General features: G+C 70.7%; 28 protein-coding genes. 17 read left to right on the top strand and 11 right to left on the bottom strand.

The window, feature by feature from the left end; translation table 11 throughout:
• Positions 1-301 precede the first annotated feature (301 nt).
• Positions 302-1,306: an NAD(P)H-dependent flavin oxidoreductase gene (locus ACESK5_RS03620; protein WP_372910185.1), complete on the bottom strand. Its 1,005-nt coding sequence runs from the start codon at positions 1,304-1,306 to the stop codon at positions 302-304.
• 77 nt (positions 1,307-1,383) lie between these two features.
• The gene (locus tag ACESK5_RS03615; protein ID WP_372910184.1) at positions 1,384-1,917 is read right to left on the bottom strand and encodes an inorganic diphosphatase; all 534 of its coding nucleotides are present in this window, start codon (positions 1,915-1,917) and stop codon (positions 1,384-1,386) included.
• 267 nt (positions 1,918-2,184) lie between these two features.
• Between ACESK5_RS03615 and ACESK5_RS03610 the strand changes: the two genes are divergently transcribed.
• Positions 2,185-2,544 (top strand): PadR family transcriptional regulator, encoded by a 360-nt coding sequence (locus ACESK5_RS03610; protein WP_372910183.1) that lies wholly within the window; start codon positions 2,185-2,187, stop codon positions 2,542-2,544.
• Here the strand turns inward: ACESK5_RS03610 and ACESK5_RS03605 are convergent.
• Both ACESK5_RS03605 and rnhA read right to left on the bottom strand, forming a co-directional pair.
• Positions 2,535-3,089: a rnhA operon protein gene (locus ACESK5_RS03605; RefSeq protein ID WP_372910182.1), complete on the bottom strand. Its 555-nt coding sequence runs from the start codon at positions 3,087-3,089 to the stop codon at positions 2,535-2,537. The genes ACESK5_RS03610 and ACESK5_RS03605 overlap by 10 nt on opposite strands.
• On the bottom strand, positions 3,082-3,675 hold the full coding sequence (gene rnhA, locus ACESK5_RS03600; RefSeq protein WP_372910181.1) for a ribonuclease HI: 594 nt from the start codon (positions 3,673-3,675) through the stop codon (positions 3,082-3,084). The genes ACESK5_RS03605 and rnhA overlap by 8 nt, the downstream gene beginning before the upstream one ends.
• A gap of 124 nt (positions 3,676-3,799) precedes the next feature.
• On the opposite strand from rnhA, the gene ACESK5_RS03595 reads away from it, so the two are divergent.
• The 4 genes from ACESK5_RS03595 to ACESK5_RS03580 all read left to right on the top strand — a co-directional run bounded on the left by ACESK5_RS03595 (position 3,800) and on the right by ACESK5_RS03580 (position 6,937).
• Entirely contained in the window at positions 3,800-4,792 is a 993-nt protein-coding gene (locus ACESK5_RS03595) for a transcription initiation factor IIB family protein (protein WP_372910180.1), read from the top strand.
• Positions 4,793-4,880: 88 nt separating this feature from the next.
• Complete coding sequence (locus ACESK5_RS03590; RefSeq protein WP_372910179.1) at positions 4,881-5,267, top strand: hypothetical protein; 387 nt, start codon at positions 4,881-4,883, stop codon at positions 5,265-5,267.
• An 84-nt stretch (positions 5,268-5,351) separates the two neighbouring features.
• Positions 5,352-6,620 (top strand): DNA repair protein NreA, encoded by a 1,269-nt coding sequence (gene nreA, locus ACESK5_RS03585; protein WP_372910178.1) that lies wholly within the window; start codon positions 5,352-5,354, stop codon positions 6,618-6,620.
• Positions 6,621-6,688: 68 nt separating this feature from the next.
• Positions 6,689-6,937 (top strand): preprotein translocase subunit TatA, encoded by a 249-nt coding sequence (locus ACESK5_RS03580; RefSeq protein ID WP_372910177.1) that lies wholly within the window; start codon positions 6,689-6,691, stop codon positions 6,935-6,937.
• A 30-nt stretch (positions 6,938-6,967) separates the two neighbouring features.
• Here the strand turns inward: ACESK5_RS03580 and ACESK5_RS03575 are convergent, their stop codons facing one another.
• The 3 genes from ACESK5_RS03575 to ACESK5_RS03565 form a co-directional block, all read right to left on the bottom strand.
• Positions 6,968-7,438 carry a DUF302 domain-containing protein gene (locus ACESK5_RS03575; protein ID WP_372910176.1) on the bottom strand — a complete coding sequence of 157 codons (471 nt, stop codon included), beginning with the start codon at positions 7,436-7,438 and terminating at the stop codon, positions 6,968-6,970.
• Positions 7,439-7,561: 123 nt separating this feature from the next.
• Positions 7,562-8,125: a type II CAAX prenyl endopeptidase Rce1 family protein gene (locus ACESK5_RS03570; protein WP_372910203.1), complete on the bottom strand. Its 564-nt coding sequence runs from the start codon at positions 8,123-8,125 to the stop codon at positions 7,562-7,564.
• A 132-nt stretch (positions 8,126-8,257) separates the two neighbouring features.
• A complete protein-coding gene (locus ACESK5_RS03565; protein WP_372910175.1) occupies positions 8,258-8,542 on the bottom strand; it encodes a DUF5789 family protein in 285 nt (94 codons plus the stop codon).
• A gap of 177 nt (positions 8,543-8,719) precedes the next feature.
• On the opposite strand from ACESK5_RS03565, the gene ACESK5_RS03560 reads away from it, so the two are divergent.
• On the top strand, positions 8,720-9,688 hold the full coding sequence (locus ACESK5_RS03560; RefSeq protein WP_372910174.1) for a ribonuclease BN: 969 nt from the start codon (positions 8,720-8,722) through the stop codon (positions 9,686-9,688).
• Between the two features lie 111 nt (positions 9,689-9,799).
• Positions 9,800-10,183, top strand: coding sequence for a hypothetical protein (locus ACESK5_RS03555; protein WP_372910173.1), 384 nt, complete (start codon positions 9,800-9,802; stop codon positions 10,181-10,183).
• A gap of 16 nt (positions 10,184-10,199) precedes the next feature.
• Here ACESK5_RS03555 and ACESK5_RS03550 read toward each other — a convergent pair whose 3' ends face one another.
• From ACESK5_RS03550 to ACESK5_RS03540, 3 genes are read right to left on the bottom strand one after another with little or no spacing between them, the layout of a single operon-like run.
• Positions 10,200-10,730: a Mut7-C RNAse domain-containing protein gene (locus ACESK5_RS03550; protein WP_372910172.1), complete on the bottom strand. Its 531-nt coding sequence runs from the start codon at positions 10,728-10,730 to the stop codon at positions 10,200-10,202.
• 4 nt (positions 10,731-10,734) lie between these two features.
• Positions 10,735-12,486 (bottom strand): DNA polymerase/3'-5' exonuclease PolX, encoded by a 1,752-nt coding sequence (gene polX / locus ACESK5_RS03545; protein WP_372910171.1) that lies wholly within the window; start codon positions 12,484-12,486, stop codon positions 10,735-10,737.
• Positions 12,483-12,920 carry a DUF5788 family protein gene (locus ACESK5_RS03540; protein WP_372910170.1) on the bottom strand — a complete coding sequence of 146 codons (438 nt, stop codon included), beginning with the start codon at positions 12,918-12,920 and terminating at the stop codon, positions 12,483-12,485. The genes polX and ACESK5_RS03540 overlap by 4 nt, the downstream gene beginning before the upstream one ends.
• Before the next feature lie 467 nt (positions 12,921-13,387).
• On the opposite strand from ACESK5_RS03540, the gene ACESK5_RS03535 reads away from it, so the two are divergent.
• A complete protein-coding gene (locus ACESK5_RS03535) occupies positions 13,388-14,773 on the top strand; it encodes an alkaline phosphatase family protein (RefSeq protein ID WP_372910169.1) in 1,386 nt (461 codons plus the stop codon).
• Between the two features lie 47 nt (positions 14,774-14,820).
• Here the strand turns inward: ACESK5_RS03535 and ACESK5_RS03530 are convergent, their stop codons facing one another.
• Positions 14,821-15,930 (bottom strand): tubulin/FtsZ family protein, encoded by a 1,110-nt coding sequence (locus ACESK5_RS03530; RefSeq protein WP_372910168.1) that lies wholly within the window; start codon positions 15,928-15,930, stop codon positions 14,821-14,823.
• Positions 15,931-16,020: 90 nt separating this feature from the next.
• Between ACESK5_RS03530 and ACESK5_RS03525 the strand changes: the two genes are divergently transcribed.
• The 9 genes from ACESK5_RS03525 to ACESK5_RS03485 are packed head-to-tail and all read left to right on the top strand — an operon-like array spanning position 16,021 to position 26,099.
• The gene (locus ACESK5_RS03525) at positions 16,021-16,545 is read left to right on the top strand and encodes a hypothetical protein (RefSeq protein ID WP_372910167.1); all 525 of its coding nucleotides are present in this window, start codon (positions 16,021-16,023) and stop codon (positions 16,543-16,545) included.
• Positions 16,542-17,069 (top strand): hypothetical protein, encoded by a 528-nt coding sequence (locus ACESK5_RS03520; RefSeq protein ID WP_372910166.1) that lies wholly within the window; start codon positions 16,542-16,544, stop codon positions 17,067-17,069. The genes ACESK5_RS03525 and ACESK5_RS03520 overlap by 4 nt, the downstream gene beginning before the upstream one ends.
• 42 nt (positions 17,070-17,111) lie before the next feature.
• A complete protein-coding gene (locus ACESK5_RS03515) occupies positions 17,112-19,109 on the top strand; it encodes an ATPase, T2SS/T4P/T4SS family (protein ID WP_372910165.1) in 1,998 nt (665 codons plus the stop codon).
• 1 nt (position 19,110) lies between these two features.
• The gene (locus ACESK5_RS03510; RefSeq protein ID WP_372910164.1) at positions 19,111-20,823 is read left to right on the top strand and encodes a type II secretion system protein; all 1,713 of its coding nucleotides are present in this window, start codon (positions 19,111-19,113) and stop codon (positions 20,821-20,823) included.
• A 33-nt stretch (positions 20,824-20,856) separates the two neighbouring features.
• Positions 20,857-21,348, top strand: a complete 492-nt coding sequence (locus tag ACESK5_RS03505) for a hypothetical protein (protein ID WP_372910163.1) — start codon at positions 20,857-20,859, stop codon at positions 21,346-21,348.
• Between the two features lie 2 nt (positions 21,349-21,350).
• The gene (locus tag ACESK5_RS03500) at positions 21,351-21,731 is read left to right on the top strand and encodes a hypothetical protein (RefSeq protein ID WP_372910162.1); all 381 of its coding nucleotides are present in this window, start codon (positions 21,351-21,353) and stop codon (positions 21,729-21,731) included.
• Positions 21,728-22,573, top strand: a complete 846-nt coding sequence (locus tag ACESK5_RS03495; protein WP_372910161.1) for a hypothetical protein — start codon at positions 21,728-21,730, stop codon at positions 22,571-22,573. The genes ACESK5_RS03500 and ACESK5_RS03495 overlap by 4 nt, the downstream gene beginning before the upstream one ends.
• Positions 22,573-25,635, top strand: a complete 3,063-nt coding sequence (locus tag ACESK5_RS03490; RefSeq protein ID WP_372910160.1) for a hypothetical protein — start codon at positions 22,573-22,575, stop codon at positions 25,633-25,635. Before ACESK5_RS03495 ends, ACESK5_RS03490 begins: the two co-directional genes overlap by 1 nt.
• Before the next feature lie 35 nt (positions 25,636-25,670).
• Positions 25,671-26,099 (top strand): DUF5791 family protein, encoded by a 429-nt coding sequence (locus ACESK5_RS03485; protein ID WP_372910159.1) that lies wholly within the window; start codon positions 25,671-25,673, stop codon positions 26,097-26,099.

Raw genomic sequence — 26,099 nt, 5'->3', positions numbered from 1 at the left:
AGACGACAGACCGCCCCGGGGAGCGGCCGCCGACGGGTGAGAGGCGTCCTCGACCCCCGGACGGGGCACCGGGTGTCGACGCCGCTCAGGACGCCTCGTCGTCGACCGGGTCGGGCGTCGACTGCCCGTCCTCGTCTGCCGCCGGTGCGGGCACGACGGTCAGGTGGTCGATGCCGACGCGGGGACGTGTCGAACTCATCTCGGTTCCAGATACGCCTCCCGCCGTGAAAAGATTACCCATGCGCATAATTCATCGCGGGACTGTCCGGAATAACCGTGGCACATGACCGACCTCGTCGACTCACCGGGAGCAGTCTTCGATGGTCGCTCGGGCCGTCGCCGTCAGTCGGTCGACCACTTCACCCGCCGGTGGTGCGTCGGCGACGACGCCGCTGCTCTGTCCCGCGTACAGGGGGAGTTCCTCGACGTCCCCGGTCGCGTCGGGCGTCGCCAGCGAGTCCTCGTAGCGACCGACCGCCGCTCCGTCGACCCGCGCGACGGTGTCGTCCTCGCCCGGTCGTTCCCCACGCGGGGGGCGGCCTGCCGACTCCCACGTCTCGACCGTCTCGTTCCGGACGACGCGGTGGGGGACGTCCGGCCAGCCACGGTCGTACGGCGTCCCGGAGGCGGTGTCCGTCTCGGCCGCCTCGACGACCCGCCGGCGGTAGCGCTCGTGGACGCGAGCCTCCTGTGTCGCGACGAAGCGCGTTCCGAGCCACCCGGCGTCGGCACCGAGCACGAGGACGGCCGCGAGGCCGCGCCCGTCACCGATACCGCCGGCAGCGACGACCGGGCAGTCGACGACGTCGACGACGCGGGGGACGAGCGCCATCGTCGAGACGTCGCTCTGGAGGTGACCGCCCGCCTCGACGCCCTGGACGACGACGGCGTCGACGCCAGCGTCGGCGGCCGCACGTGCCTCGGCCGCGCTCCCGACGGTCTGCCACACGTCGACGCCGGCGTCGTGCGCCCAGTCGACGTACGGTGCGGCGTCGCCGAACGAGAGCGAGAGGACGTCGACGTCGGCGTCGAGGCACGCGTGGACCAGGGCGTCCGTCGGCGTGTCGGTGGCGCCGGGGTCGACGACCACGTTCGCGCCGACGGGGCCGTCGGTTCGCCGCCGCGTCGACGCGACAGTCGCGGGTATCTCGCCGGGGTCTCGCCAGGTCACCGCGAGCGTTCCGAGGCCGCCCGCTTCGGACACGGCAGCGGCGAGTTCGGGACACGTCGCACTCCCGATGGGTGCCTGTACGACCGGTGCGTCGATGCCGAGGCGTCGAGTGAGTGGGGTCTGGAGGGAGGGCACGACTCGTCCCTCGCCGAACAGCAGGAAAAATCCAGTGTGTCCTCGGTCGACCCGTCGTCCGTCGGTCGGGAACGCAGTTAGGCGATGTTCTCCTCGTAGAGGTCCATCGCGTGCTCGATGGCGTCCTTCGCGGCCTGGGCGTCCTCCCAGCCGAGCGTCTCGACCTCTTTGCCCTCCTCGAGGTTCTTGTAGGTCTCGAAGAACTCCGAGATTTCGGCCTTCGTCTGGTCGGTGAGGTCGTCGACGTCGGTGACGTGGTCGTACCGGGGGTCCTCCGTCGGGACGGCGACGACCTTGTCGTCCTTCTCGCCGTCGTCGTCCATCCCCATCAGGGCGACGGGGCGAGCCTCGATGACACAGCCGGGGAAGGTCTGGTCCTCGACGAGGACGAGCACGTCGAACGGGTCGCCGTCGTCATAGTAGGTCCGCGGCATGAAGCCGTAGTCGGAGGGGTAGTGGACGTTCGAGTGGAGGACGCGGTCGAGGACGACGCCGGGGACGTCCTTGTCGTACTCGTACTTGTTGCGCTCTCCCTTCAGACACTCCACGACGGCGTAGACGACGTCCGGGGCGTCCGGACCGGTCTCCATGTCTTCCCAGAGATTGACCATACGTGCCCCCTCCGCTGAACAGCGCAAAAATCCGTCGGTATCGCTGGCCGGGCCGACCACGACCGGAGGTCGGGACGCGCCACCGCTCGGGCCGCGGGTGACAACGTTCATCACGAGTGATTTATGCGGTCACTAACCCGACAGAACGCCGGTCTGAGGCCGTGAGACGGATACATTCGTATGCAATTTTAATATTTTAGCTCTGGAGTTACCGAAATAAATAATGGTATACGAAGTGTTAAGTAGTCGGGTAACTTGTCCAGAAGTATGTCAGAGGCACAAACACTGGGCACAGAGTCTGGCATGGCGCGGGACCTCACCGCGTTCCAACAGAACATCCTCGTCATCCTCGCCGAGGAGCCGATGTACGGACTCGCGATCAAGCGACACCTCGAAGACTACTACGGGACCGAAGTCAACCACGGGCGCCTGTACCCGAACCTCGACGACCTCGTCGAGATGGGGCTCGTGAACAAGAGCGAACTAGACAAGCGAACGAACCAGTACGAACTCACCGACGACGGTCACCAGACCGTCCTCGACCGCTTCAACTGGATGCTGTCGAAGTTCGTCACCAGCGACGAGCGCGCGGACGAGGTCCGTGAACTCGTCGACGGTCACCTGTAACCCGGTCGGTCACAGCCGGCCACGTCGAACAGGAGTCGGAGCGACTCCTCGACCACCGCTTTTTGTTCCGCCGTCGGCCAGGCGTTACGCGGATAGTACTCCTCGAGGAACTCCTTCACTTCGTGCCCCGAGGCCGCCTCGACCCGACGTGTGTAGTGGTTCCCGAGGAAGTCGGCGAACGCGCGTGCGTTCGCCCCGTGGATGGCTCCGTGCTCCTCGTGCACCTGTTCGACGAGCGCGGCGTTGGCCGTCTCGACGGCCCGCCACTCGTCGTCCGCCCCCGCGCCCGACAGCGGTAGCTCGACCGCACGCGAGAGGTCGTCGATGCGGTCGATGTGTGCGACGCCGTCCTCGAACCAGTCGGCCGGGTTCAACACGAGCGTGTCGTCCTCCTCGCGGTACCGTGCGGTGTAGTCGTGTTCGGCCAGGAGTTCGTCCCGGCGGTTCCGGTGGGCCGCCGCCTCGTCGGGGTTCGGCACGTCGCGTGCGAGTCGGGTCAGCCGTTCCACCTCGTCGAGCAGGTCGTCGGGCAAGTCGTCAGCCATCGTCGAGCGCCTCGTTCGCTAGGGAGTCCGCGCGGTCGTTTATCTCCCGCGGAACGTGTTCGAGCGACCAGCGGTCGAACCCCGAGAGCAGTTCGAGCGCGGTGACGCGCCGCTCGCGCAGGTCGGGGTCGTTCGTGTTCCACTCGCCGCGTACCTGTCTGACGACGAGTTCCGAGTCGCCGCGGACGTCGACTTCGTCGAAGCCGTGGTCGCGAGCGACCTCCAGCGCACGAATCAACGCCTCGTACTCCGCGCGGTTGTTGGTCGAGTTCCCGATGCGCTCGTTCCCCTCCGCGACCACCCCGTCGGAGGTGACGATGGCGTAGCCCACGGCGGCCGGTCCCGGGTTCCCCCGACACGCCCCGTCGAAGTAGACGTGTGCGTGGCCGCCGTGCTCGCGGAGGTGTCCGAGGAGGTCGACCGGCGCCGCGCCCTGTACGACCACCTTGTCGTCGTAAGCGACGGCCACGGCTCCCCCGTGCGACGCCCGCCACCGTTCGTACTCGGTGTTCCCCGGTTCGACCTCGACGCCAGCCGCTTCGAGTCGCTGCCGCGCCTCCTCGGGGTCACACGCAACGCTTGGCATCGTCCTCGATTTGGGGAGCACCTACTAAGAGCGTTCGTCATTGGCTCGTCGGTCCTCCCGTGCCATCGCGACCCACACCGGCCCGCACGCTTAAGTGCGAGCAGAAGTGGTAGTGAAAAATGTAATGACACGGCCCACCCGTCAACGGGAGCGCGATGGTGACCGGCGTCGATGGAACCCGACAGGGAGCGCGGACGAAAAGGAGGAGGAGGAGGACACGGAGGCGATCGACCCCGACGAGGTGGACCCGGACGAGATCATCCGGACGGGGGACGGCGAACTCATCCACGAGCCGACGGGACTCATCATCGAAGAGGAGCAGATAGACCCCGGCCCGGAGTGGCGGGCGTTCAACCACTCCGAACGGCAGCAGAAGTCGCGGGTCGGCGCACCGACGACCCAGACGATGCACGACAAGGGCCTGACGACGACCATCGACTGGAAGGACAAGGACGCCTACGGTCGCTCCATCTCCTCGAAGAAGCGTTCGCAGATGCACCGCCTCCGGAAGTGGCAGGAGCGCATCCGGACGAAGGACGCGGGCGAGCGCAATCTCCAGTTCGCACTGAGTGAAATCGACCGGATGGCCTCGGCGCTCGGCGTCCCGCGGTCGGTCCGTGAAGTAGCGTCGGTCATCTACCGCCGCGCACTCAGCGAGGACCTCATCCGCGGACGGAGCATCGAGGGCGTCGCCACCAGCGCGCTGTACGCCGCCTGTCGCAAGGAGGGCATCCCGCGGTCGCTCGAGGAGATTGCCGAGGTCTCCCGCGTCGAGCGCAAGGAAATCGGTCGCACCTACCGATACATCTCCCAGGAACTCGGCCTGGAGATGAAACCGGTCGACCCCAAACGGTACGTCCCGCGCTTCTGTTCCGAACTCGACCTCTCGAAGGAGGTCCAGTCGAAGGCCGAGGAGATAATCGAGACGACGGCGGAGAAGGGACTGCTCTCGGGGAAGTCGCCGACGGGGTTCGCGGCGGCGGCCATCTACGCCGCCTCGCTCCTCTGTAACGAGAAGAAGACCCAGAGAGAGGTCGCCGACGTCGCGCAGGTGACCGAGGTCACCATCCGGAACCGGTACCAGGAACAGATCGAAGCGATGGGCATCCACAACTGAGTCGCCCGCTCGGCGAGTCGGAGCAGACGTCGGCAGGTGGGGAGACGAGGGCGACGCTTCTTGTCGGTTCACGCAGTACTGACGGGTGATGATAGCGTTCCTCTGGGGTGGAGACGACGACGGGGACGGAGGGGAGGACGCGGACGACGCCGACGTGGACCCCCACGCCGAGGCAGTCGTCGTCTGTGCGTTCCTGGACGGCACGCTCGTGGTCTACGAGGACCGGGTGTGCATCGAACGGCCCGCACGCTCGCGGTTCGACGACACGACGGTCCCGTTCGACGACGTCCGCGGCGTCGACTTCGACACCGGCATCACCATCGGCTACCTCCAACTCGAACTGGTCGGGGTCACCCCCGACACGGGCGGCCTGCTCTCGGACCCGGTCAACGAACGGACGGTCCACTTCGGCTGGGGCGACAGGGCGTGTGCGAAGCGGGCACGCGACGCGATTCTGGAGCGGGCACGCGGGTGACGAACGGGACGTCGGGGTCGTCCCCGGCGACTGCGACCCCGTGGCCGACAACCCTTATCATCGAACCGACCTAACCTCCGCCGAATGCGTCTCGACGAGTATCTCGACATCGAGGAGAACGAGCGTGCCGAGCGCCGCCGCCTCGTCGAGGAGAAGTCCTACGCCATCCTCGACCACCTCGAGACGTTCCAGAACCGGTTCGACGAGGTGGTCCAGGGCGACTCGCTGTACGGCGGTGTCTCCCCCTCCATCTTCGTCGGGCGCGCGAACTACCCGCGCGTCTCGACGGGCATCCTCTCGCCCGTCGGTCACGACGAGGACGCCGCCGCGTTCGAAACCTCGGGGCGGTGGTACGACGAGGGCGTCTCCATCTCCGACGTGTTCGAGCGCCGGACCTCGCTCCTCAACTCGAACCAGTCCACGAAAGTCGAGTCCGTCCACGACGCGTGGGACGGCTTCCTCGGCGTCCAGCGGGAGGTGGCCATCTCGGACCGCCCGGTCACCGTCGAAATCGGCCTCGACGGGACGCCCGACCTGGACCTCGACCCCGGCCGTGACGACATCGCCACGCCGACGGGGCCGCGTGCACGTGCCCGGACCGCCCAGTTGGGCGAGAACCCACACGTCCCCCGGCCCGTCGAGAAGGCGCTGGAGGACGACGACTGGAACGCCCAGGGGGCGATGACTTACCTCTACCGCCGGGGATTCGACGTCTACGACATCAACACCATCCTCTCGGCGGGGGCGCTCGGGCAGGCCGAAAACAGGAGACTGGTCCCGACGCGGTGGTCAATCACGGCCGTCGACGACACCCTGGGGCAGTACCTCCGCGGGAGAATCCGCGACGCTCCCTCCGTGGATTCGGTGGAGGTGTACCGCAACGAGTTCCTCGGCAACGCCTTCTGGGTCGTCCTCGTACCGGGCCAGTGGGAGTTCGAACTCGTCGAGATGAAAGCGCCGGGGAGCGTTTGGAACCCGAATCCCGAAGCCGGCGTCTGGCTGGCCGCGGACCGCGAAGGCACCGAGGGTCGGACCGGCTACGTCGAGGAGACGGCGGGGGCGTACCACGCCTCCCGACTGGGCGTCCTCGAACACCTCGAGTCGCGGGGCCGGCAGGCGAAGGCGCTCGTCCTCAGACACGTCTCCGAGGACTACTGGGGACCGTGCGGGGTGTGGCAGGTCCGCGAGAGCGTCCGCAACGCCTTCGACGAGGGGGGCGAAGCGGAGACGCTCGGCGACGCGGTGCGGTCGGTGACGCCGTACCTCCCAGTCTCGCTCCAGCGGTTGCGGCGGAAGTCGGCGATGGTCTCCGGGGTGCAGGCCACGCTGACCGACTTCGCGGCCGGGGAGTAGTCACGCTCGCTCGGCCGTCCCCGGCGTGAAACCAAAGCCGATTACTCTCCGGGTACGAACTGTCGCACATGGTTCCACTCTTTCCCGGCGTCCCCGGCGGGCCGGAACTGCTCGTCGTCCTCCTGCTCCTGGTGGCGCTGTTCGGCGTCCCGGTGGTCGTCGCCGTCCTCGGCTGGCGGTATCTCAAGGGTGACCGCGTCGAGGACCTCGAAGCGCGGGTCGAAGAACTGGAGGCCGAACTCGGCGAGGCGGACGACCGCTCCGTCGATGGGGGCGACGTCACCAGCGCGGACGCGGACGACGACCGACCGAAGTAGCCTCGCGCGAGCGGGTCGCGTCGCCTCGGTTCAGTCGTCGGCTTCCGTCTCGACTGCGGTGTCGAGGTTCCCCCATGCCTCCTCGACCATCTCGCCGGTGGTGTCGACGATGCCGGCCATCTCCTCGTCGTCGGGTGCCATCCCGACCAGTCGAGCGATGCGCATGATGCTCACGTGGTAGACCTCCTGGACGCCGGGTTCGACCTGCCAGACGACGACGTTGCACGGGACGAGACCGCCGAGTCTGTTGTCGGTGGCGTCGAGCGCTCTGTCCGCCACCTCCGGGTTGCACGCGCCGAGGACGTAGTACGGGTCGCGGTCGGCGCCGATTTTCTCGTGCAGGAGGTCGGACAGAGAGAACTCGACGGCCGTGCCGAAGCCCGCCGTCTTGAACGCGTCGCGGACGTGTTCGATGGCTTCCTCGTGGTCCATGTGGAGCGTCGCCCGGTGCTCGCCGATGTCTTCGTCCGTGAGAACCGACGGGTCGATTGGGAGTGTCATCGACTCACCCTTCGATAGCGACGGAGGAAAAGGCACGGTAGTGTGACTGAAGCGCAATAGCACCTGCTGCTCGGTCTCCGACTCACCCGACTCGCCCGACCCACGCTGGGCCGACCCGGTCGCTCACAGCGGAATCGGCAGGAACGACAGCCACTCGATGACCTGTTCGGGGGGGAGCAGCGGCGGGTGGAGGACGAGCCAGTCGAGGAGCACGAGGCCGAGGCCGTGGGCGACGATGGAGGGGAGGATGGAGTTGGCGTCGTAGTCGACGGCGCCGAAGAGGACGTCTGTCGGGCCCGAGAGCAGCAGTTCGATGGGCGGCTTCCCGACGTGGTGCAGCGCGTACACGACCGGCGAGATGAAGACGCTCTTGAATCCCACCTCCTCGCGGACACCGACACAGAGGAGGCCGCGGTAGTACGTCTCGGCGGCGACGACCACGACGAGTTGCTGGAGCGCGTGCGGGAGGAACTCGCCGAGTGCCGTCGACGTCTCCCACATCGGGTAGTACGCGCGGATGCTCGGCAACGACGACCCGACGAGGTAGAAGGGGAGGACGAACAGCGCGACGAGGACGGCGTTCCGCACCGCGCGCCGGTCGATGCGCCAGCCGAGGTGCCGGCCGTGCGTGATGGCGAACGCCGCCGGGAACGCGATGAAGACGACGGTGTCGCGCAGGGCGCGCATCGTGAGGTTCCCGTTCGGGACCTGCCAGGCGCTCCAGAGAACCGAGAGAACGAGACCGACGAGCAGCGTCCGCTGGACCCACGAGAGCTTCTCGAGCCGAGCGGGAGCGAACCGTTCGAGTCGCGTCACACCCTACTCGGTCTGGACCGGGGCGTCCCCGACTGCCTCGATGACGGCCGCCACGAAGGACTGCCGCGTGTCGAAGTACGTGACGTCGACGTCAGCGAGGACGTCCGCGAGCGACTGTGGCCCGTCCGGCGTTCGGACGACGCTCTCCCCTTCCTTCTCGACGACGCGGCTCTTCTCGTGCGGCCAGGTCAGCCGCGAGGCGACTCGTGCGAGCGGCTGTCCCTCGACGGCTTCGCCCTCGCCGAGTTCGACGAGTGGCTCTTCCGGTTCTTCTTCCTCGTCTGCCATACGCGTCGGTTGGCAATCGCCGACAGTAAACCTTCCCTTCCCTCCGCGCCTCCCACCGTCACGCTCGCCCCCGACACGCGGGCCGGCTCCCCACCCACCTCGGCCGAAATCCGACGCCGTCGACGTCTTGCGGACGTCTGACGTACCGTTTTGTGCACGGGTGCCGTATTCGCCCGTATGACCAGTCTCTCGGAGGTGTACACCGGGGAGGGACGGTCGGGCACTCACCGCCCGGACCTCCGGCGGCTGTACGCAGGCGTCAGTCTCTTCCTCGTCGGCGCGCTCCTCGTGCTGAGCGGGATCCTCGTCGCGGCGACGGACCTCCTCTACACGACGGCGACGGTCGAAGGCATCACGAACAGCCGTCACGTCGGCGGCGTCCTCGGCGGTATCGGGGTCCCGGCGGTGTTCCTCGGCGTGTTGACCGTCCTCCCCTCAGCCAGACGCACGCGGATGGCCGCGCTCGTCGGCGCCACCATCGCCGTCCTCGGCGTCGGCATGTTCTGGCACGCCTACCCCTGCCAGTGGTCCGGGTCGAACTGCGGGGCCGGGCTGATGGACCTCACCCTCCCCACCGTCGGCGTCTACTTCTTCGGCGCCATCACGACGTTCTGGTGGCTCTTCGTCGGCATCGCCAACTTCAAGACGCGGAACGCACCCGGCGGCACAGTGAAGATGGAAGTCACCCGCCAGGGCGAGACGAAAGTCGTCGAGGTGCCACAGCCCGGCGCGGGGAGCGTCGGCCTCTTCGGCTCGCAACCCGACGGTGGCGTCGAGACGCAGACCGGATCCGACGGCACTGGTGACGGGGCGTCGTGGAGTTCGGCGATGTTCTCACCGAAGTCGTCCTCGTCCTCGTCTTCGTCTTCGCCGCAGTCGGCTTCGACGTCCTCATCCCCCGCCTCCGACGGCGGAGCGACCACGTCCGACATCCGCTCGCCGCTCGACGGGAGCGGCGACGACGGCACCGAGTTCGTCCCCAACCCTGGTGACGAGCCGATGCCCCGACAGGTCGGCGACCAGTACTGCGGGAGCTGTCAGCACTTCGACTACGTCCGCACCGGTCAGGGAATCCAGCCGTACTGTGGCCTCCACGACGACCTGATGGACGACATGGACGCCTGCGACGAGTGGACGCCGCGCTGACGACTCGGCTCCTTCTCCCGACGACCCCCCGGGCACGCCCCGATTCGCCGCTCCCGACTCCCGAGCGCCGCCGTCACAAGACATGTCCCGCTGCGGTCTGTTCGTCGAGCCGTGCCCGCACCCACCGACGCTGCGGACGACGAGTGGCCCTGGCCGGACTCGCTCGACGCGCTGGCGGCGGCCCCGGACTCACACCGCGTCTGCTTCGAGAACGACCGCGTGCGCGTCGTCGAAGTGGTGGTTCCTCCCGGCGAGACGGAACCGGTCCACACCCACCGCTGGCCCAGCGTGATGCTCGTCGGCAGGGCCGCTCGCGTGCGGTACTACGACGGGGACGGCGACGTCGTCTCCGAGTCGCCGGAGCGACCCGACGACGAGTCCGCCACGCAGTCCCCGCCACGGGTCGAGTGGCTCGAGCCCGAGGGACCGCACGCCGTCGAGAACGTCGACACGGTCCCCTTCCACGCCACGCGGGTCGAACTGAAACGTCGGTGAGTGTTGCCCGTCGCGCTCACAGCCCGGCGAGTGTCTCCCGGACGTCGTCCCAGTGACTCCCCTTCCAGAACACCTGTCCGCAGTCCCGACACCGGTGACACGGCGTGTCGGCCGGGTCCGGCGCGTAGTCGGGGACCGGTTCGCCGGCTTCCACCGGGTCGACGGGACCGTTGCACCGGCCACACCGCGCCGGGTCGTCCGCGAGCGAGAGCTCGAAGCCCGCCGCGCGGAGTTCGCGGAGCTGGTCGTCGACCGCCCGGACGTCGATTCGGACCCCGCCGGGTGCCCGTTCGGCCAGCTGTCGGTCCCGGGTCACGAGCCGACGGCCCTCGTCGCGAGCGAGCGCCAAGAGGGCCTCGTCGGCCTCGACACCGTGGTCGAGCGCGTACGCCGCGTCGTAGCCGCACATCCGGAGGTACCGCGCCAGTTTGCCGAGCATCACGTCGAGGAGGAGTCGTCGGGACGCTGACCCCGCCTCACTTCGGTCCGGCCTGTCTCGCTTCGTCCCGTCTCGACCCGTCCCGTCTCCCTTCGTCCGGTCCTGCATCGTCTCAGTCGTCGAGGAAGGCCCGGACCTCCTCGACGGACCAGGTGTTGACGACGTCGCTCGCCTCGGCCCACCCGCGCCGTGCCGTGTGGACGCCGTAGCGGACGTAGTCGAACTCGCTCACGGAGTGTGCGTCGGTGTTCACCACGACGGGCGCGCCGGCCTCGACTGCCGCCCGGACGCCCGCACCGGAGAGGTCGAGTCGGTGCGGGTTGGCGTTCACCTCCAGTGCCGTCCCGGCGTCGGCCGCCGCGGTCGCGATGCGTTCGTCGTCCAGTTCCAGTCCTTTCCGGCGGTTCAACAGCCGTCCGGTGGGGTGGCCGAGCACGTCCACGGCGGGGTGTTCGACCGCTCGGACTAGTCGCTCGGTCGCCTCCTCGCGGCCCTGGTCCAGTGCGGCGTGTGGCGAGGCGACCACGATGTCCAGGTCGTCGAGGAGGTCGTCCCCGACCGAGAGGCCGCCGTCGGCGTCGACGTTCGCCTCGACGCCGTGGAACACCGCGACGTCGGCGTCGTCGGCCGCCTCGGCGACGACGGCGGCCTGCTCTTCGAGCTCCTCGTCGGAGAGGCCGACGCCGCCGACCATCCCCGCTCCCGTCGCGTGGTCCGTGACGGCGTGGTAGTCGTAGCCGCGTTCGGCGGCCCCTGCGAGCATCTCTTCGAGTGTCGCGCGTCCGTCGGACCAGTCCGTGTGGGTGTGGAGGTCACCCCTGACCTCGCTGGTCGTCACGAGGGCCGGGAGTTCATCCGTCGCCGCCGCGGCGACCTCACCGGTGTCCTCGCGGAGTTCGGGCGGCATCCACGCCAGGTCCAGCACCTCGTACATCTCCTCCTCGGTGCGTCCGGCGACTCGCTCGCCGACGCGCTGGCCCGCGTCGGGGTCGTCGACGTCGGAGACGTCGAAGACGCCGTACTCGTTCATTTTCAGGTCCCGGGCGATGGCCCGGTTGCGGAGCGTGACGTTGTGTGCCTTGCTCCCAGTGAAGTACTGCAGCGCCGCCCCGAACTCGTCGGGGACGACGACCCGGAGGTCGACCCGTTCGTCGTCTGCGCGCACGGCTGCCTTCTTCGTCCCCGACTCGATGACGCTCGACACCTGGTCCCAGTCGGTGAAGGCCGCGACGACCGCTTCGGGGGCGTCCGAGGCGACCAGCACGTCGATGTCGCCGACCGTCTCGCGCCACCGCCGGATGGAGCCTGCGACCTCCGCCTCGACGACGGCGTCCCGCCCGCGGAGGGACGCGAGCAGGTCGTCGGCGACCGGGCGGGCGTCGCCGAGCAGCGACCGCTCGCGGGACTCCCGGGCGAACGGGATGTTCTCGAGGATGTTCTCCTCGGTCTTCTTCCCGAACCCCTTCACCTCGCGTATCCGCCCCTCTCGTGCCGCGGCTTCGAGGTCGTCGAGCGTCTCGACGCCCAGCGCGTCGTACAGCCTCCCGACGGTCTTCGGCCCGATCCCTTCGACGCGCGTCAGGCCGGCCATGTCGACCGGGAGGTCCGCACGCGCCTCCTCGAGTTCCTCGATCTCTCCGGCCTCGAAGTACTCGACGATCTTCGCGGAGATGGCGTCGCCGACGCCGTCTATCTCTTCCAGCGCGTCCTCGCCCTCCGCGGCGACGTCCTCGATAGGCCGGGGGTACTCGCGGATGCTCTCGGCCGCCCGGCGGTACGTGTTGGGCTTGTAGGAGACGTCCTGTGCCTCCAGGAGGTCGGCGAACTCCTCGAAGCGGCTCGCGACTTCGTCGTTCCGGCTCATCGTCGACTCGGCCTGTTGGCGTCCTCGCGACCGAGCGCCTGCTTGAGGAACTTCATCCACCGTTTCTGGTCGGCGGCGTGCTGGGCCTTCGCCTCGCGTTCGAGGTCCGCCGGCCGGAGCTGTTCGAGCGCGTTCAGCGCCCGGTCGATGCCGATGACGCTCTCGACGAGGTCCCGCCCCTCCTCGTACGTCACCTCGTTCCGCTCTATCTGCTGGACGCGCTGGAGGCGCTCGCGCCGGAGGTTCCTCTTCGCCTGCTCGACCCGGTCGCGCTCGCCGGGCGGGATGGTGTCGCGACGCTTGATCTCGAAGACGAACTCCCGGAGGTTCACCTCCTCTCCCTGGACGGTGATGCGGTCGGGGATGTCCGCGCCGACCGTCGCGCCCTCCCGGTTGACGCGTTCCAACAGCTGTTTCTGCTGGTACTCTTTCACACCTGTTCTACTGACGGGTCGGACTTTGCTCCTTCGCCGTTCGCGGAGTGTACTGCAGAACACGGCACGCACTGTGACCACGCGGGACGCGGGCGCGATGTAGACCACACCCTCCCCGGCCGACTCGTTCGCTCGCGTTGCTCGCTCACTCGCCCCTCGCGCGTGAGTCACGCGGACTGACCGCGTGAGTCACACGCCATCGCCCCGCGTCACACGCCAACACCCGGTGTGACACCGCAGCGGTCGGCGCGCGGGAGCGAGGGACCCGGCTAGGGGATAGACCGCAGGTCACCGCGCCCGTGCCTCGCGCGGCCCTCGTGTCGTTCGAGTCCGTCTGTCCTGTCGTCCGGGTGGGGCGGGTCGCAGCGCGCCCGTTCAGAAAACCACTCTCCAGCTACTCTCCGGGGCCGCCGCAAGAACGTCACTGGAAAAGAAGCTTCTTGGGGCCCCCCTCGGAATGGACCGGTATGGGATTGTTCGACCGACTGCGCGGAACGGACCACCCGCGCGTCGCCTTCATCGGAATCGACGGGGTACCCTTCACGCTCCTCTCGGAGCACCCCGACGAGTTCCCCAACGTCGCCTCGCTCATCGAAGAGGGGAGCGCCGGCCCCATCGACAGCATCGTCCCCCCCGAGTCCAGCGCCTGCTGGCCCGCGCTCACCACCGGCGTGAACCCGGGCGAGACCGGTGTCTACGGCTTCCAAGACAGAGAGGTCGGCTCGTACGACACGTACGTCCCGATGGGGCGTGACGTCCAGGCGACCCGCTTGTGGGACCGCGTCAGCCAGGACGGCCGCGACGCCACCGTGCTGAACGTCCCGGTCACCTTCCCGCCGCAGCGGAACGTCCAGCGGATGGTGTCGGGCTTCCTCTCGCCGTCGGTCGACAAGGCGGCGTACCCCGACGAACTGGCGAACTACCTCCAGTCCATCGACTACGCCATCGACGTCAACGCCAAACTCGGCCACCAGGAGGACAAGAGCGAGTTCATGGACGACGCCCACAGCACCATCGACAGGCGGTTCGAGGCGTTCAGTCACTACCTGCAGGAGGACGACTGGGACCTCTTCTTCGGCGTCTTCATGACGACCGACCGGGTCAATCACTTCCTGTTCAAGGACTACGAGCGCCTCGCGCCCGGCGCGTCCGGCGACACCGAGGGCCTGAAAGAGGAGAACCGCGACCTCTTCCTGGAGTTCTACCGCAAGGTCGACGAGTACGTCGGGAAGATTCGCTCGATGCTCCCCGACGACGTGACGCTCGTCGTCGCCTCCGACCACGGCTTCACCTCGCTCGACTACGAGGTCAACTGCAACGCCTGGCTCCAGGAGAACGGCTGGCTCTCGTACGACGACGACGACCACGACGAACTGGGCGACATCTCCGACGACACGCGCGCGTACTCGCTCATCCCCGGCCGGTTCTACGTCAACCTCGAGGGGAGAGAGCCCCGTGGCTCCGTCCCGCAGGACGAGTACGAGGCCGTCCGTGACGAACTCGAGGCCGAACTCGAGGCGTGGGAAGGGCCGAACGGGAAGAAGGTCGCCGCACAGGTCGTCGAGAAGGAAGAGGCGTTCCGCGGCGACCACGACGCCATCGCGCCGGACCTCGTCGTCGTGCCGAACCACGGCTTCGACCTCAAGTCCGGCTTCAAGGACAAGGAGGGCGTGTTCACCCAGGGCCCGCGCAACGGGATGCACTCGTTCGACAACGCGACGCTCATCATCGACGACCCCGACGTCGCCATCGAGGACGCGGACCTGTTCGACATCGCCCCCACCATCCTCGACCTGATGGAACTCGACTACACGCGGACCGACTTCGACGGCGCGAGCCTCGTCCGCCAGTAGCGACACCGCTCTTCCTCGCGTTCGCGCTCGCCGCCGGCAGGGTCAGGTCAGGTGAGGTCGTCGAGTTCGTCGACGGCCCACTGTTCGGACGCTACATCCTCCGACGCCGACCCGCTCGTCGCCGCGTCGTCGGAACTACTTCCGCTCGCCGCCTCACGCGCGCGTTCGAAGAACGACTCCACCCGTGCCGTCCGCTCGATGCCGCTGAGGAGCACGAGCGACGCGATGCGCCCCGAGTCGACGGGGAAGTCGCCGCCGCGGACCTGCATGCACCCGGTCTCCTCTTCGACCCAGCGGCGGGCCCGCTCGACACCTCTCCGCGGGATGGCCGCCGACCGACCCGCCACGACGACGAGCGCCGCGTCGGCGGTGTCGGCTTCGACGGCCGTCCCGGTCAGGAGCGCCCGACGGGTCGTGCTCGTCACGACGTTCACGTTCTCGGCGGCGTCGCGTGCGGCCGACGCGTCCGCGTAGCCGACTGTCGCGAGCGTCCCCTCCCGCAGAGTGTGTATCAACTCCGACGCGTCGACGACCGACTCGGCGACCCCGCTCCCGGTGTCGACTTCTCCCGCCGCGAGCAGGAGGCCGAGACGCCGGGCGATGGCCTCGTTGACCCGCTCGTAGCCCGACTCGAGGCTGTCGCCGGCCTGTCGGAACGCGTCGTTGTCGACGAGGAGGACCGCGTCGGCCTCGCGAGCCAGCGTCTTCAGCGAGCGCCCCGCGTTCACCTGGTAGAGCGCCCCCTCGTCGCGTCCGGGGAGGACGCCGACGGCGTAGACGGGAACGTCGTGGACGCGTCTCAACTCCTGTGCGAGGACGGGCGCGCCGCCGGACCCAGTGCCGCCGCCGAGGCCGGCGACGACGAAGACGGCCTCCGTGGCCGAGTCGACGGTGACGGCCTCCAGGACTTCCTCGCGCGCCTCGCGCATCACCTGTGCGCCGAGTTCGTTGTCGCCGCCGACGCCGTGGCCGGAGACGCGCGACTGGCCGACGAGGAGGGGCTGTACCGTTGCGGGGAGCGAGCGGAGGTCGGCCGAGGCGGTGTTGACCGCGACCGCGTGGCGGACGGAGCCGTGGTTCCCGTCAGCATCGAACGTCTGGAGGGCGCTGACGAGTTTCCCGCCCGCCTGACCGACGCCGATCAGGACGGACTGCATACGTCGACGGACGACCTATCAGTCTATGGTACTTTCGGTGCGCCGCGCCGCTCCGAGCGTTTTTATCCGATGAGGCGGCCACCGGCTGGCATGACGGACGACCTCCGGCCCCGACTCGAAGCGGTCGAGCGGGCGGTCACCGGCGGGGAGACGACCGACCTCGCGAACCTCGCGGACGCCGCCAGCGTGGAGCGACGGCTCACCGCCGTCGAGGAGCGTCTCGACTCCCTCGAAACACGCCTCGACTCCCTCGACGCGACGACGCAGGCGGTGCGTGGCTACCTCGGTGGCGTCGAGGGCGTCTCCGAGGACGTCGAACGGCAGGCGGCACTGGCGCTCGCGAAGGCCGAAGCGGTCGAGTCCCACGTGTTCGACGCCGACGGCGGCCTCGCCGTCGAGCGACTCCCACCGGCGGCGGAAGACCCACAGCGATACCCCGCGGGCCGAACGCGCGAGACCGACCCGGACGGTCGGCGCCCGGTGGCCGCGCGCCCCCAGACCGACGCGCTCGACGCCGACATCGACCGGTCGTCCGCGGGCGCCTCCGACGACAACCGGACCGGTGGCCGTGCGTCGCCGTCGGCACTCGCCTCGCGGCTTCGGGACGCGCTGTGACGGCGGTTCGGACCCTCCTCACCGTCGTCGTCGCGACGGCGCTCCTCGGTGCGTCGCTGCCGGCCGTCGAGGAGGCGCGAGTCGACCGCACCGCGGCGCGACTCGACGCGACGGCCACCCGACTGTCGGACGCCGCCGCCGGCCTCGTCGCCGCCGACGACCCGGTGCCACCTGGTGAGCGAGGTGCGAGTCGGACTGTCGTCGTCGCGCTTCCCGCGGGTGGGTTCGCGGACGCCCGAGCGGACTACCTCTCCGTCGGCGGCCTGCCGAACGACTCCCGGGCGACGACAGTCGGCTACCGCGTCGCTGGCGGGCCTCCGAGACGACTCGAGGCCGGCGTCCGGTTCTTCGTCGGCGAACGTCCGCTCGCCCTCCCGCCGGGGCGACACACGCTTCGACTGACGCTCGTCCGCCGCGGCGGGCACGTCGGCGTCCGCGTCCACGTCGCCGGCCGCGCGGACACCGGAGCGGGGGCGCGGACGGAGACGGCACGCCCGACGACGGCCGGTGGAAGCGGACGCTGACGGGCCGTCACACACTGGTCGGCGACCGATCGTCCCGCGCCGATGGGTGGTCCCCCGGTGCACGAACGTTCAAATACCGGAAGGGGACCACCCCGCCTCGTGACGCTACTCACCACACTCGTCGACCGCTCGCGGGCGCTGCTCGGGACCGACGCCGACGCGGCGTCGGCGTGTTCGTGCGACGTCTCTTTCGAGACGCCGGCCGGAACCCACGCCGACCGCGGGACTCGACTCCGCATCGACGCGGGCGACTGCCCGGGTCGGGGGGACCTGGCATCGTCGGCCGACTGTCGCGCGACGGTGGTCGGCGCACTGACCGACCGCGACGCAGACGTCGTCCGGACGTGCGCCGACGGCGTCGCGCGCACCTACACCGACGAGGCCTGTGCGTTCCTCGTCGCCGCCGGCCGGTTCGCCGAGCGCGCTGCCCACTACGACGAACGCCTCGCTGCGCGGGCGCTGTCCGACCCACTGGGTGCCGCACACGAGGCGAGCGGACGTGCCGGCCCCCTCGCATGCCTCGCGGCCGAGACGGGGCTCGCGCTGGGTGCCGAACGGGTCGATCGAGGGGGCACAAGCGAGGGTGCGGAGGGCGGCTACGACGCGGCCCTCCGGGCGTTCGTCGGACCGACTGTCGCTCGCTGTCGCGTCGGCGTCGACCCGCCTGCCGGGGCGACGCTCCTCGACGCCCGGGAACTCGACTCCGGCGCGCGCGTCAGGCTGTACGCGTTCGACGACGGCCGGCGGCGCTACCACCTGCTCCCGGCGTGGCACTCCTTCGACGGATCGGCGCTCGCGACACTCGCCGCGGCCCGCCGACTGCTCGCGACCGGTGCCGTCTCGGGTGGGCCGCGCGCTCCGCACCGGGCCGTCCGGCGGGTTGCCGACGGTGACGAACCGGTCGAACAGGTAGCCTCGCTCCTGACGAAGCACACGCGCGGTCACGGCGTGCTGGACGACCTCTTCACGGACCCGCGGGTGACCGACGTCTTCGTCACGAGTCCCGCAGACGAGAACCCCGTCAGGGTCGTCGTCGACGGTGACCGGGTCGCGACCAACGTCCGCCTCGCACCCGAGGGAGTGGCGGCGCTCGCCTCGCGGTTCCGACGCGCGTCGGGCCGGGCGTTCTCCCGGGCGACGCCGACGCTCGACGCGACAGTCGACGCCGCGACCGACCGCCGAATCAGGCTCGCCGGCGTCGCCCCGCCCGCCAGCGACGGTCTCGCGTTCGCGTTCCGGGCCCACGACGAGGCCGTGTGGACGCTCAGTCGCCTCGTCTCGCTGGGGACGCTCCCGGCGGCCGCGGCCGGACTCCTCTCCGTCGCCGTCGAGCGCGGGGCCGCGACGCTCGTCGCCGGTCCCCGCGGCGCGGGCAAGACGACCACGCTCGGGGCGCTGCTGTGGGAACTCCCCGAGACGACTCGAACGGTCGTCGTCGAGGACACACCGGAACTCCCGGTCGCTGCCCTCCGCGACCACGGCCGCGACGTCCAGGGCATCCACACCGGCCTCGACGACGGTGCCGCGCTCTCACCCGACGAGGCGCTCCGGGCGGCCCTCCGCCTCGGCGACGGCGCGCTCGCGGTCGGGGAGGTCCGCGGCGAGGAGGCACAGGTGCTCTACGAGGCGATGCGCGTGGGTGCGGCCGACGGCGCGGTCCTCGGAACGGTCCACGGCGTCGGCGGCGACGGGGTCAAGGCGCGGATGGTGACGGACCTCTCGGTCCCGGAGCGCGCCTTCGGCGCGACCGACCTGGTGGTGACGCTCACCGCCGAGTCGGGCCGTCGGGTGACGCGCGTCGAGGAGGTGCGGACGACGAGCGAGGGCGTCCACGCCGTCTCGCTGTTCGAGTTCCCGGCCGGCGACGACCGACTCCGCTCGACTGGCGTCGTCGCCCGTGGCGAGAGCGCCCTCCTCTCGACGCTCGCCGCGCCGGACGAGTCGTACGCCGACGTTCGGGCCCGGGTCGCCGAACGGACCGAGGTCGTCGGGCGACACGCCGAGACGGGGCTCACGGCCCCTGGCGAGCGGGAGTACTGAGATGGCGTCGACGCTCACGCGGGTCCTCACCGGACTGGCCCGCCTGTGGCCGCAGGCCGTCGCGACCGACGAGGTACTCGACCGCCAGCTGGCGTTCCTCGGCGTCCCGTTCCAGTCCGACGTGGTCCTCCGCGCCGGCTACACCGCCGGCCTCGTCACCGCCCTGCTCGTCGGCGCCGGAGGAGTCGCTCTCGGTGGTCCTGTTCAGGCCGCCGTCCTCGCCGCCGCGGCCGTCGGGACGACAGTCGTCCACCTCGTCCACCGGGGTCCGGCGGCGCTCGCCGCCGTCGAGCGGACGCGCGCGCTGTGTGCGGCGAGCGACCTCGTCGGTCGAATCGTCCTCCACGCTCGGCTCACCCCGGCGGTCGAACCGGCCGTCGTCTTCGCCGCGCGGACCGGGAGCGGTCCGCTCGCGCGGAGCCTCGACGACCACGTCCGTCGGTCGGTCGGGACGCCGGCGACGGGACTCGACGCCTTCGCCGCAGCCTGGCGGCCGTGGTTCCCAGCGCTCGAACGCGCGGCCGACCTCGTCACGACGGGGATCCACGCGCCCGCGTCGGACCGCGCCGACCTGTTCGACCGTGCGCGGGCGACTGTCGTCGAGGCGACGCAGGAGCGGATGACGTCGTTCGCCGCGGACGTCCGCGGGCCCGCGACGGCCCTGTACGCGTTCGGCGTTCTGCTCCCGCTGGCGCTCGTCGGTGTCCTCCCGGCGGCGGGCGTCGCTGGCGCGTCCGTCTCGCTCACGGCACTCGCGCTCGGCTACGACGTCTTGCTTCCCGCGGTGCTGCTCGGCGCGTCGGGGTGGCTCCTCGTGCGTCGACCGGCCACCTTCGCGACGCCGGCGGTGCCGCGCACGCATCCGGACGCACAGGTGCCGTGGTGGCGGCCGGTGCTCGCCGGCCTCGTGACTGCGGCCGCCTTCTGGGTCGCGGCCCCGGCCGTCGTCGGTGCCTGGGCCGCGCCGGTGGTCGCCGTCGGAACGGGTGCCGGCGCGGCGCTCGTGGTCCGGTTCCGTCCCGCCGTCGCGGTCCGGCGACACGCCCGCGCGGTCGAAGACGGCCTGCCCGAGGCGCTCGCGCTCGTCGGTCGACACGTCGGCGACGGGGTGTCCGTCGAGGCGGCCGTCGAGACGGTCGGCGAGGACCTGTCGACCGAGACCGGAGCGGCGTTCGCGGCGGCGGCGGGCGTCCAGCGGCGCCTCGGCGTCACGCTCCGGGAGGCGTTCCTGGGTGAGTTCGGCGCGCTCGCCGACCTGCCGAGTCCGCGTACCCGCGCGGCTGCGTCGCTACTCGCCGTGGCCGCAGTCGAGGGTCAGCCAGCCAGCGGGACCATCGTGGGGATGGCTACCCAGCTCCGGGACCTCGAACGAGCCGAACGGGCCGGTCGACGGGAGCTCGCGGCGGTGAGCGGGACGCTCGCCAACACCGCGGCCGTGTTCGGTCCGCTCGTGGGCGGTGCGACCGTCGCCCTCGCTGCGCGTATCGCGAGCGTCGAGACGGGTGCGAGCCTCGGACCCGCGTTCTCCGTCGCCGGACTCGGAACAGTCCTCGGAGGGTACGTCCTCGTCATGGCGGCGACGCTGACCGTGCTCGCGACCGGGCTCGAATCGGGGCTCGACCCGACACGCCTCGGCTACCGGGTCGGTCTCGCGCTCCTCTTGGCGGGAATCAGCTTCCTCGTCGGCGTCGTCGCCGCCGGTCTCCTCGTCTGAGCTTTTTTGTACGAGAGCGCGGCCAGAGCGCTCATGTTCGACACACCCGTCGACGCGTGGTACGCGTGGCTCGGCGTCTCGGCGGCGGCGCTCGTCGTCTTCGGCGTCGTCACGTCGCTCCCGACGACGCCCCCACCGGACGCCGCTGGCGCCGCCGAGACGGTCGACGCCGTCGCCGCGGCGGAGTACGACACGACAGCCGTCCGCGCACTCGACGCACGCGCGGTCGACGTCGACTCACAGCGCATCGGCCTCCGGAACGACGCCGGAACGACGCACGCGACGCTCGGCTATCGCGTCGTGCCCGTGGGGGACGACGCTCGACTCGCCCGCGTTCTCCGGGGCGCACCCCCGAGAACGGTCTTCGCCGCCGCGACAGCGTTCAAGCGGGCGGCGAGCGCCGCTCGCGCCGGTGACTCGGCGTGGCGCCCCGCGGGCGACTATCTGGTCGCCCGCCACTGCTCGTGGGGCGACGTCGACGTCACGCTCGTCGGGACGCTGGACGCGAGACCGGGAGGGCGCTGAGCGTGTCCGAACGCAGGGCCCAGGTCGAACCGCTCGCGGCGCTCACCGCGCTGTTCGCCGTCGGCGTCGGACTGTCGACGTACGCCCTCGTCGTCGCCGACGCGGCTCCCCCGACCGACCGCGACGCCGCCGGCCCGGCGCTCGCTGCCGTCCACGACGAGGTCACCGTCCGCGGCGTCGTCCGTCCCGCCCGACTGGACCGGGCGCTCGACGCCCGGCCGCTCGGTGCCCGTCTCAACGTCTCGCTCACGGCGGGCGGACGACGGTGGGGGGTCGGACCGACGGCCGCCGTACACGGGGACCGTGCGTCCCGCCCGGTGAGCGTCCGTCTCGGGCCGGGGCGCATCCGTCACGGTCGGCTCGGGGTGGTGGTGTGGCGATGAGTCGCCGCCAGCGAGGCATCAGTACGGTCGTCGACGTGTCGGTGTTCCTCCTCCTGGTGAGCGCCGCGGCCTACTCGGTCGTGACCGCCACCGGCGGAGCGGTCGACGTGACGGCGACTCCCGACCGAGACGAGACTACGGCCGAGATGCTCGCGACGACGACGGCGACAGTCCGGTACGACCTCGGCGTCGACGACCGGACGGGCGACCCCGTCGAGCGGGTCCGCCACGGGACGCTGGTCGAACTGCTCGCGACGGCCGCCGTCGCGAACGTCTCGGTCGACGGGGCCCGACCCTCGCCGTACGCCGGCCGGTTCGTCGAGGCGGTCCGCGCCTCCGTCGCGCCGGCCCTCGGCGGACGAGCACAGGTGACCGCGACGTGGCGACCGGTTCCGGGGAGCGGCCTCGACGGCGTCGTCCGCGTCGGCCCGGCACCACCGCCCAGCGCGACAGTCCACGCGGCGACGCTGACCGTCGACAGCGGCGTACCCCCTGCCCGCGACGCGGCGCTCGCCGCCTCGACAGGTGGATACGGACACGTCGCGGACGTCGTCGCGCGGCGGACCGTCGCTGGCCTGTTCCCCCCTCGTGAGACGCGGGTCGCTCTCCAGGGCGGCGGCGCCGACGCCGTCGTCACCCGGGAACGGTTCGCGTCGATGCGGTCGGCGTACGGGTCGGAGACGGCTCTCGATGCGGAGGTCGAGCCGGCGACGAACGACCTCGCAGTCGCCGTCTCGGGGCACACCGAGGAGGCGCTCGAACGACGGTTCGAGACGCCGCGAGCGGCAGCCGAGTCGGTTCGTGTCGGCCGCGTCACCGTCGTCGTCAGGACGTGGTCCTGATGCGGTTCGCCGACGACAGCCGCGGGCGGGTCCCGTTCGCGCTCATCGGCGTGTTGCTCCTCCTCGGGAGTACGACGTACGCCACGACGCTCGCGACAGAGGGCGTGAGAGTCGACAGGGACGTCGAGGTAGCGATGGACCGGGCGACGGCCGCCTCCGAGACGGCGCTCCGGGTCGCCGTCTCACGTTCCGCTCGCGACGCCGCCCGCACGCCCGTCGTCGAGCCGGCTGACAGCGCCTGGGGGGACGTGCTGAACGACTCCCGGCCGTTCCGCGACAGTCTCCGGGTCAGAATCTACGTCGCGGCGCGCGCGGGTTTCGAGCGCGCCGCGTACACTCACGGGGACGTCACGGCCGCCGCGTCGCTGCCACCGACCTCCACGCCCGGCGACTTCTCTCGGGAACTCGAACGTGTCAGCGTTCGCAGCGTCGAGAACGGCACCGCTGTCGAGGTCAGCGTCCGCGACGTGTCGGTGGTGGCTCGGCGAGGCGGAGCGGTCGTCGCCCGCGAGACGACGAACGCGACGATCACCGTCGCGACGCCCGTCCTCGCGCTCCACGACCGGACTGTCCGGTTCGAGGAGTCGCTGACGCGCGGACCGCTCGAGGGACCGGGTCTCGGACGACGGCTGACCGCTCGGCTCTACCCCGTCGCCTGGGCGCGCGGCTACGGACAGTGGGCCGGGGCCCCCATCAGTAACGTGGTCGGGACTCGCCACGTCGGTATCGCAACCAACGGAGCCGTCCTCCAGCTCCAGCAAGCGGCGTACGGACGCGCCGACCCCACCGGGCGCACGGCACAGCGGCGGGCGCTCGAGCGACTGCTGCTGGCCGACGCCCGCGCCGGGATGAGTACCCCCGGGACGACCCTGGTGACGAGCGTCGCCCCGCCCCCGACCCCCGACCCCGACGACGTCCGGCGGGATGTGCCACAGCTCGCCCGCGCCGACGCACCGACGCCCGACCGCGAGACGGTCGTTCGGGTCGACGACACGGCCGACCGCGCGTACGTCGCGCTCCAGTCCGGGGACGGGGGACCGTCGCTCGACGAGGTGCTCGAACGCGCCTACGGGGTGAACCTCACGCTCCGCACGGAGACGACGCTCGTCGACGCGGAGCCGTGGCCACACCCACGACCACCGGGGCCCCGGGCCACTCTGGTCAACGAATCGGTGTCGTCCAGCGCGACGGTCGAACCGGGGTCGGCGTCATTCCCGTCACGGACGCCCAACGCGACCCGGTTCCGGGCCGCGACCCGGCACGTCACGGTCCGCCATCACTTCCGACGGACCTGGCGGCGAGGGAACACGACCGTCGAGACCACCGCGACGGCGACCGAGCAGCACGCCGTCGGCGTCACCGTCGACGGAACGCTCCGGACGCTCGACGGCGTCCCGACCAACCCGGTCGTCCCCGCGTTCGAGGCCGGCGGCGCGCTCGACGGCCCCAACCTCGCCGGCGTCCCCGCGGAGGCGGACGCGTTTCTCGCGGCGCGCGGCGGCGTCGAGAACGTCGTCGCCCAGCGGGTGCTCGACGGGCCGGAGGCGCTCAACCGCACCGAGACCGTCACGGGTGAGCGACCGGCAGCCCTTCGCGAGTGGGTCGTGGCCGACCTCCTCGACCTCCACCAGATCGTCCGGAACACCTCGACGTCGGTCCGGATGGGAGACGCCGCCACGGCGCGGGCGAACCCGTCCGCGAACCTCACGGAACGACTCGACGCCCGCCGGGACACACTCGTCGACGCGCCGCCACGGTACGACGGCGTCGCGGACCGTGCGCGCGTCGCCGCCCGAGTCGCGTACCTGACACGGGTCGACGCGCGCCTCTCGGACCGCTCGAACGCGACGGTGCGGGCGAACGACCGCCTCGCCGCTGTCCTGCGGCAACGACACGTCGACCTGGACGGCTGGGCGGCCGAAGTCGTGTCCACCCGGACTAGCCCCCCGCCGGACCCCCGGCCCGTCGGCGGTCCACTCGGTGGCGAGGACGTCTTCGTCCCGCAGGGCGGCCCGCCCTACCTCGACGTGCAGGGCGTCGACCGTGCCGACGCGCCGTGGACGGCGCGTCACGGGACCGAACACCCGCTGCGGACGCGGAACGTCAACGTGTTCACGGTCCCGTACGGCGACGCGGTCGACGGGGTCTTCGGCGGGAGTCGGGAGACGGTCCGGCTCCACACCGCGGCCGTGACGCTCCGCGCGGCCGAGCGCACCGACGCGTTCGCGACGACGAACCGACCCGACACGCTCCGGAACGAGGTGGCCGAGTCGATCACGTACGTCGGCGACCGAACCCGGGCCGTCCTCGACCGCGAGACGACCCTCTCGCGGGCCGAGCAGCGGCGAGCCGTCGACGACGCCTTCGCGACGTGGAACCGGACCTCGGCGAAGGCGCTCGCCGTCACGAACGGGTCGTTCGTCCCGCGAGTCGTCGCCGAGGCCGGCCTCTCCGGGCGGGAGGCCGAGCGGGTCAGGGTCCACCTCCGGGTCGCCGTGGCTGCGGCGCGCGACAGCGACGACGTGCGCGTCCACCGCGACCACGTCGACGGGACGGCCAGCGCCGTCCGTCGGATCTCGAAGACGGCGGCCACCGAGGCGCTCGGGACGGCCGTCGCGAACGGCACGGACCGTCTCGCGGCGCGCACGGAGGGGAAGGCGGTCGTCCTCCCGGCGGGTCTCCCGCTGCTCCCCACGCCGACCAACTGGTACGCCACCGTGAACGTCTGGGACGTCCACGTCCGCGGATACTACCCGCGATTCGTCGTCCGGACCCAGCGGGGCGGTCCCGGGGAGACGGTGACGTACGTCCGCGACGGGGGCTGTGCGGCTCTTGACCTCGACGAGGACGGTGCCGACGAGGAACTCGGCTGTGCTTCGCGGGTCGACATCTCGGTCCGCACTGTCGTCCTGGTCGCCGTCCCGCCCGGGAAGACGGGTGTCGGCGACACGGACGGACAGGCCGTCGAAGACTCGCCCGGGTGGGGGACACCGTACCCCTGGGAGCGGCGTCGCGCCACGGACCGACGACCCAGGGCGGGGGGGTTCGGTACGTCAAAGTGACAACCGTTTTCATCCCCCCAACTCCACACACCGGTATGTTCTACGACGTTGTCGACGACCCGGCGTCACACGAGGCGTCGGAACTCCGTGCCGCGTACGAGCGAGCGCTCGTCGACGTCATCGACGACCACGGCTCCGAGACGGTCGCCGCCGACTCCGGCGTCGACGCGGAGCGCCTTGACGCGTTCGCCGCGGGCGAGACGGTCGACTTCACCGTCGAGGAGGCGATGGCCGTCCTCGCCGTCGACGCGGACCTCGACGCCGAGACGATGACGCTCGAACTCCAGGACCGCCTCCTCATGGGGATGACGACGGGCGTCCTCGACGTCGACACGCTCGCCGCGGAGACCGGCCTCGACATCTCGGGCCAAGAGGTCCAGCAGTCGCTCGAGGGGCGTCGACAGACGACGCTCGCCGAACTCGCGGCCATCCACCGCGTCATCGCCGTTCGGAACGACCGCTGA

The organism is Salinigranum sp. (genome assembly GCF_041641895.1).
Classification (GTDB): Archaea; Halobacteriota; Halobacteria; order Halobacteriales; family Haloferacaceae; genus Salinigranum.
The sequence above is the reverse complement of the archived record's forward strand: the minus strand, read 5'-3'. Positions and strand labels throughout refer to the sequence as shown.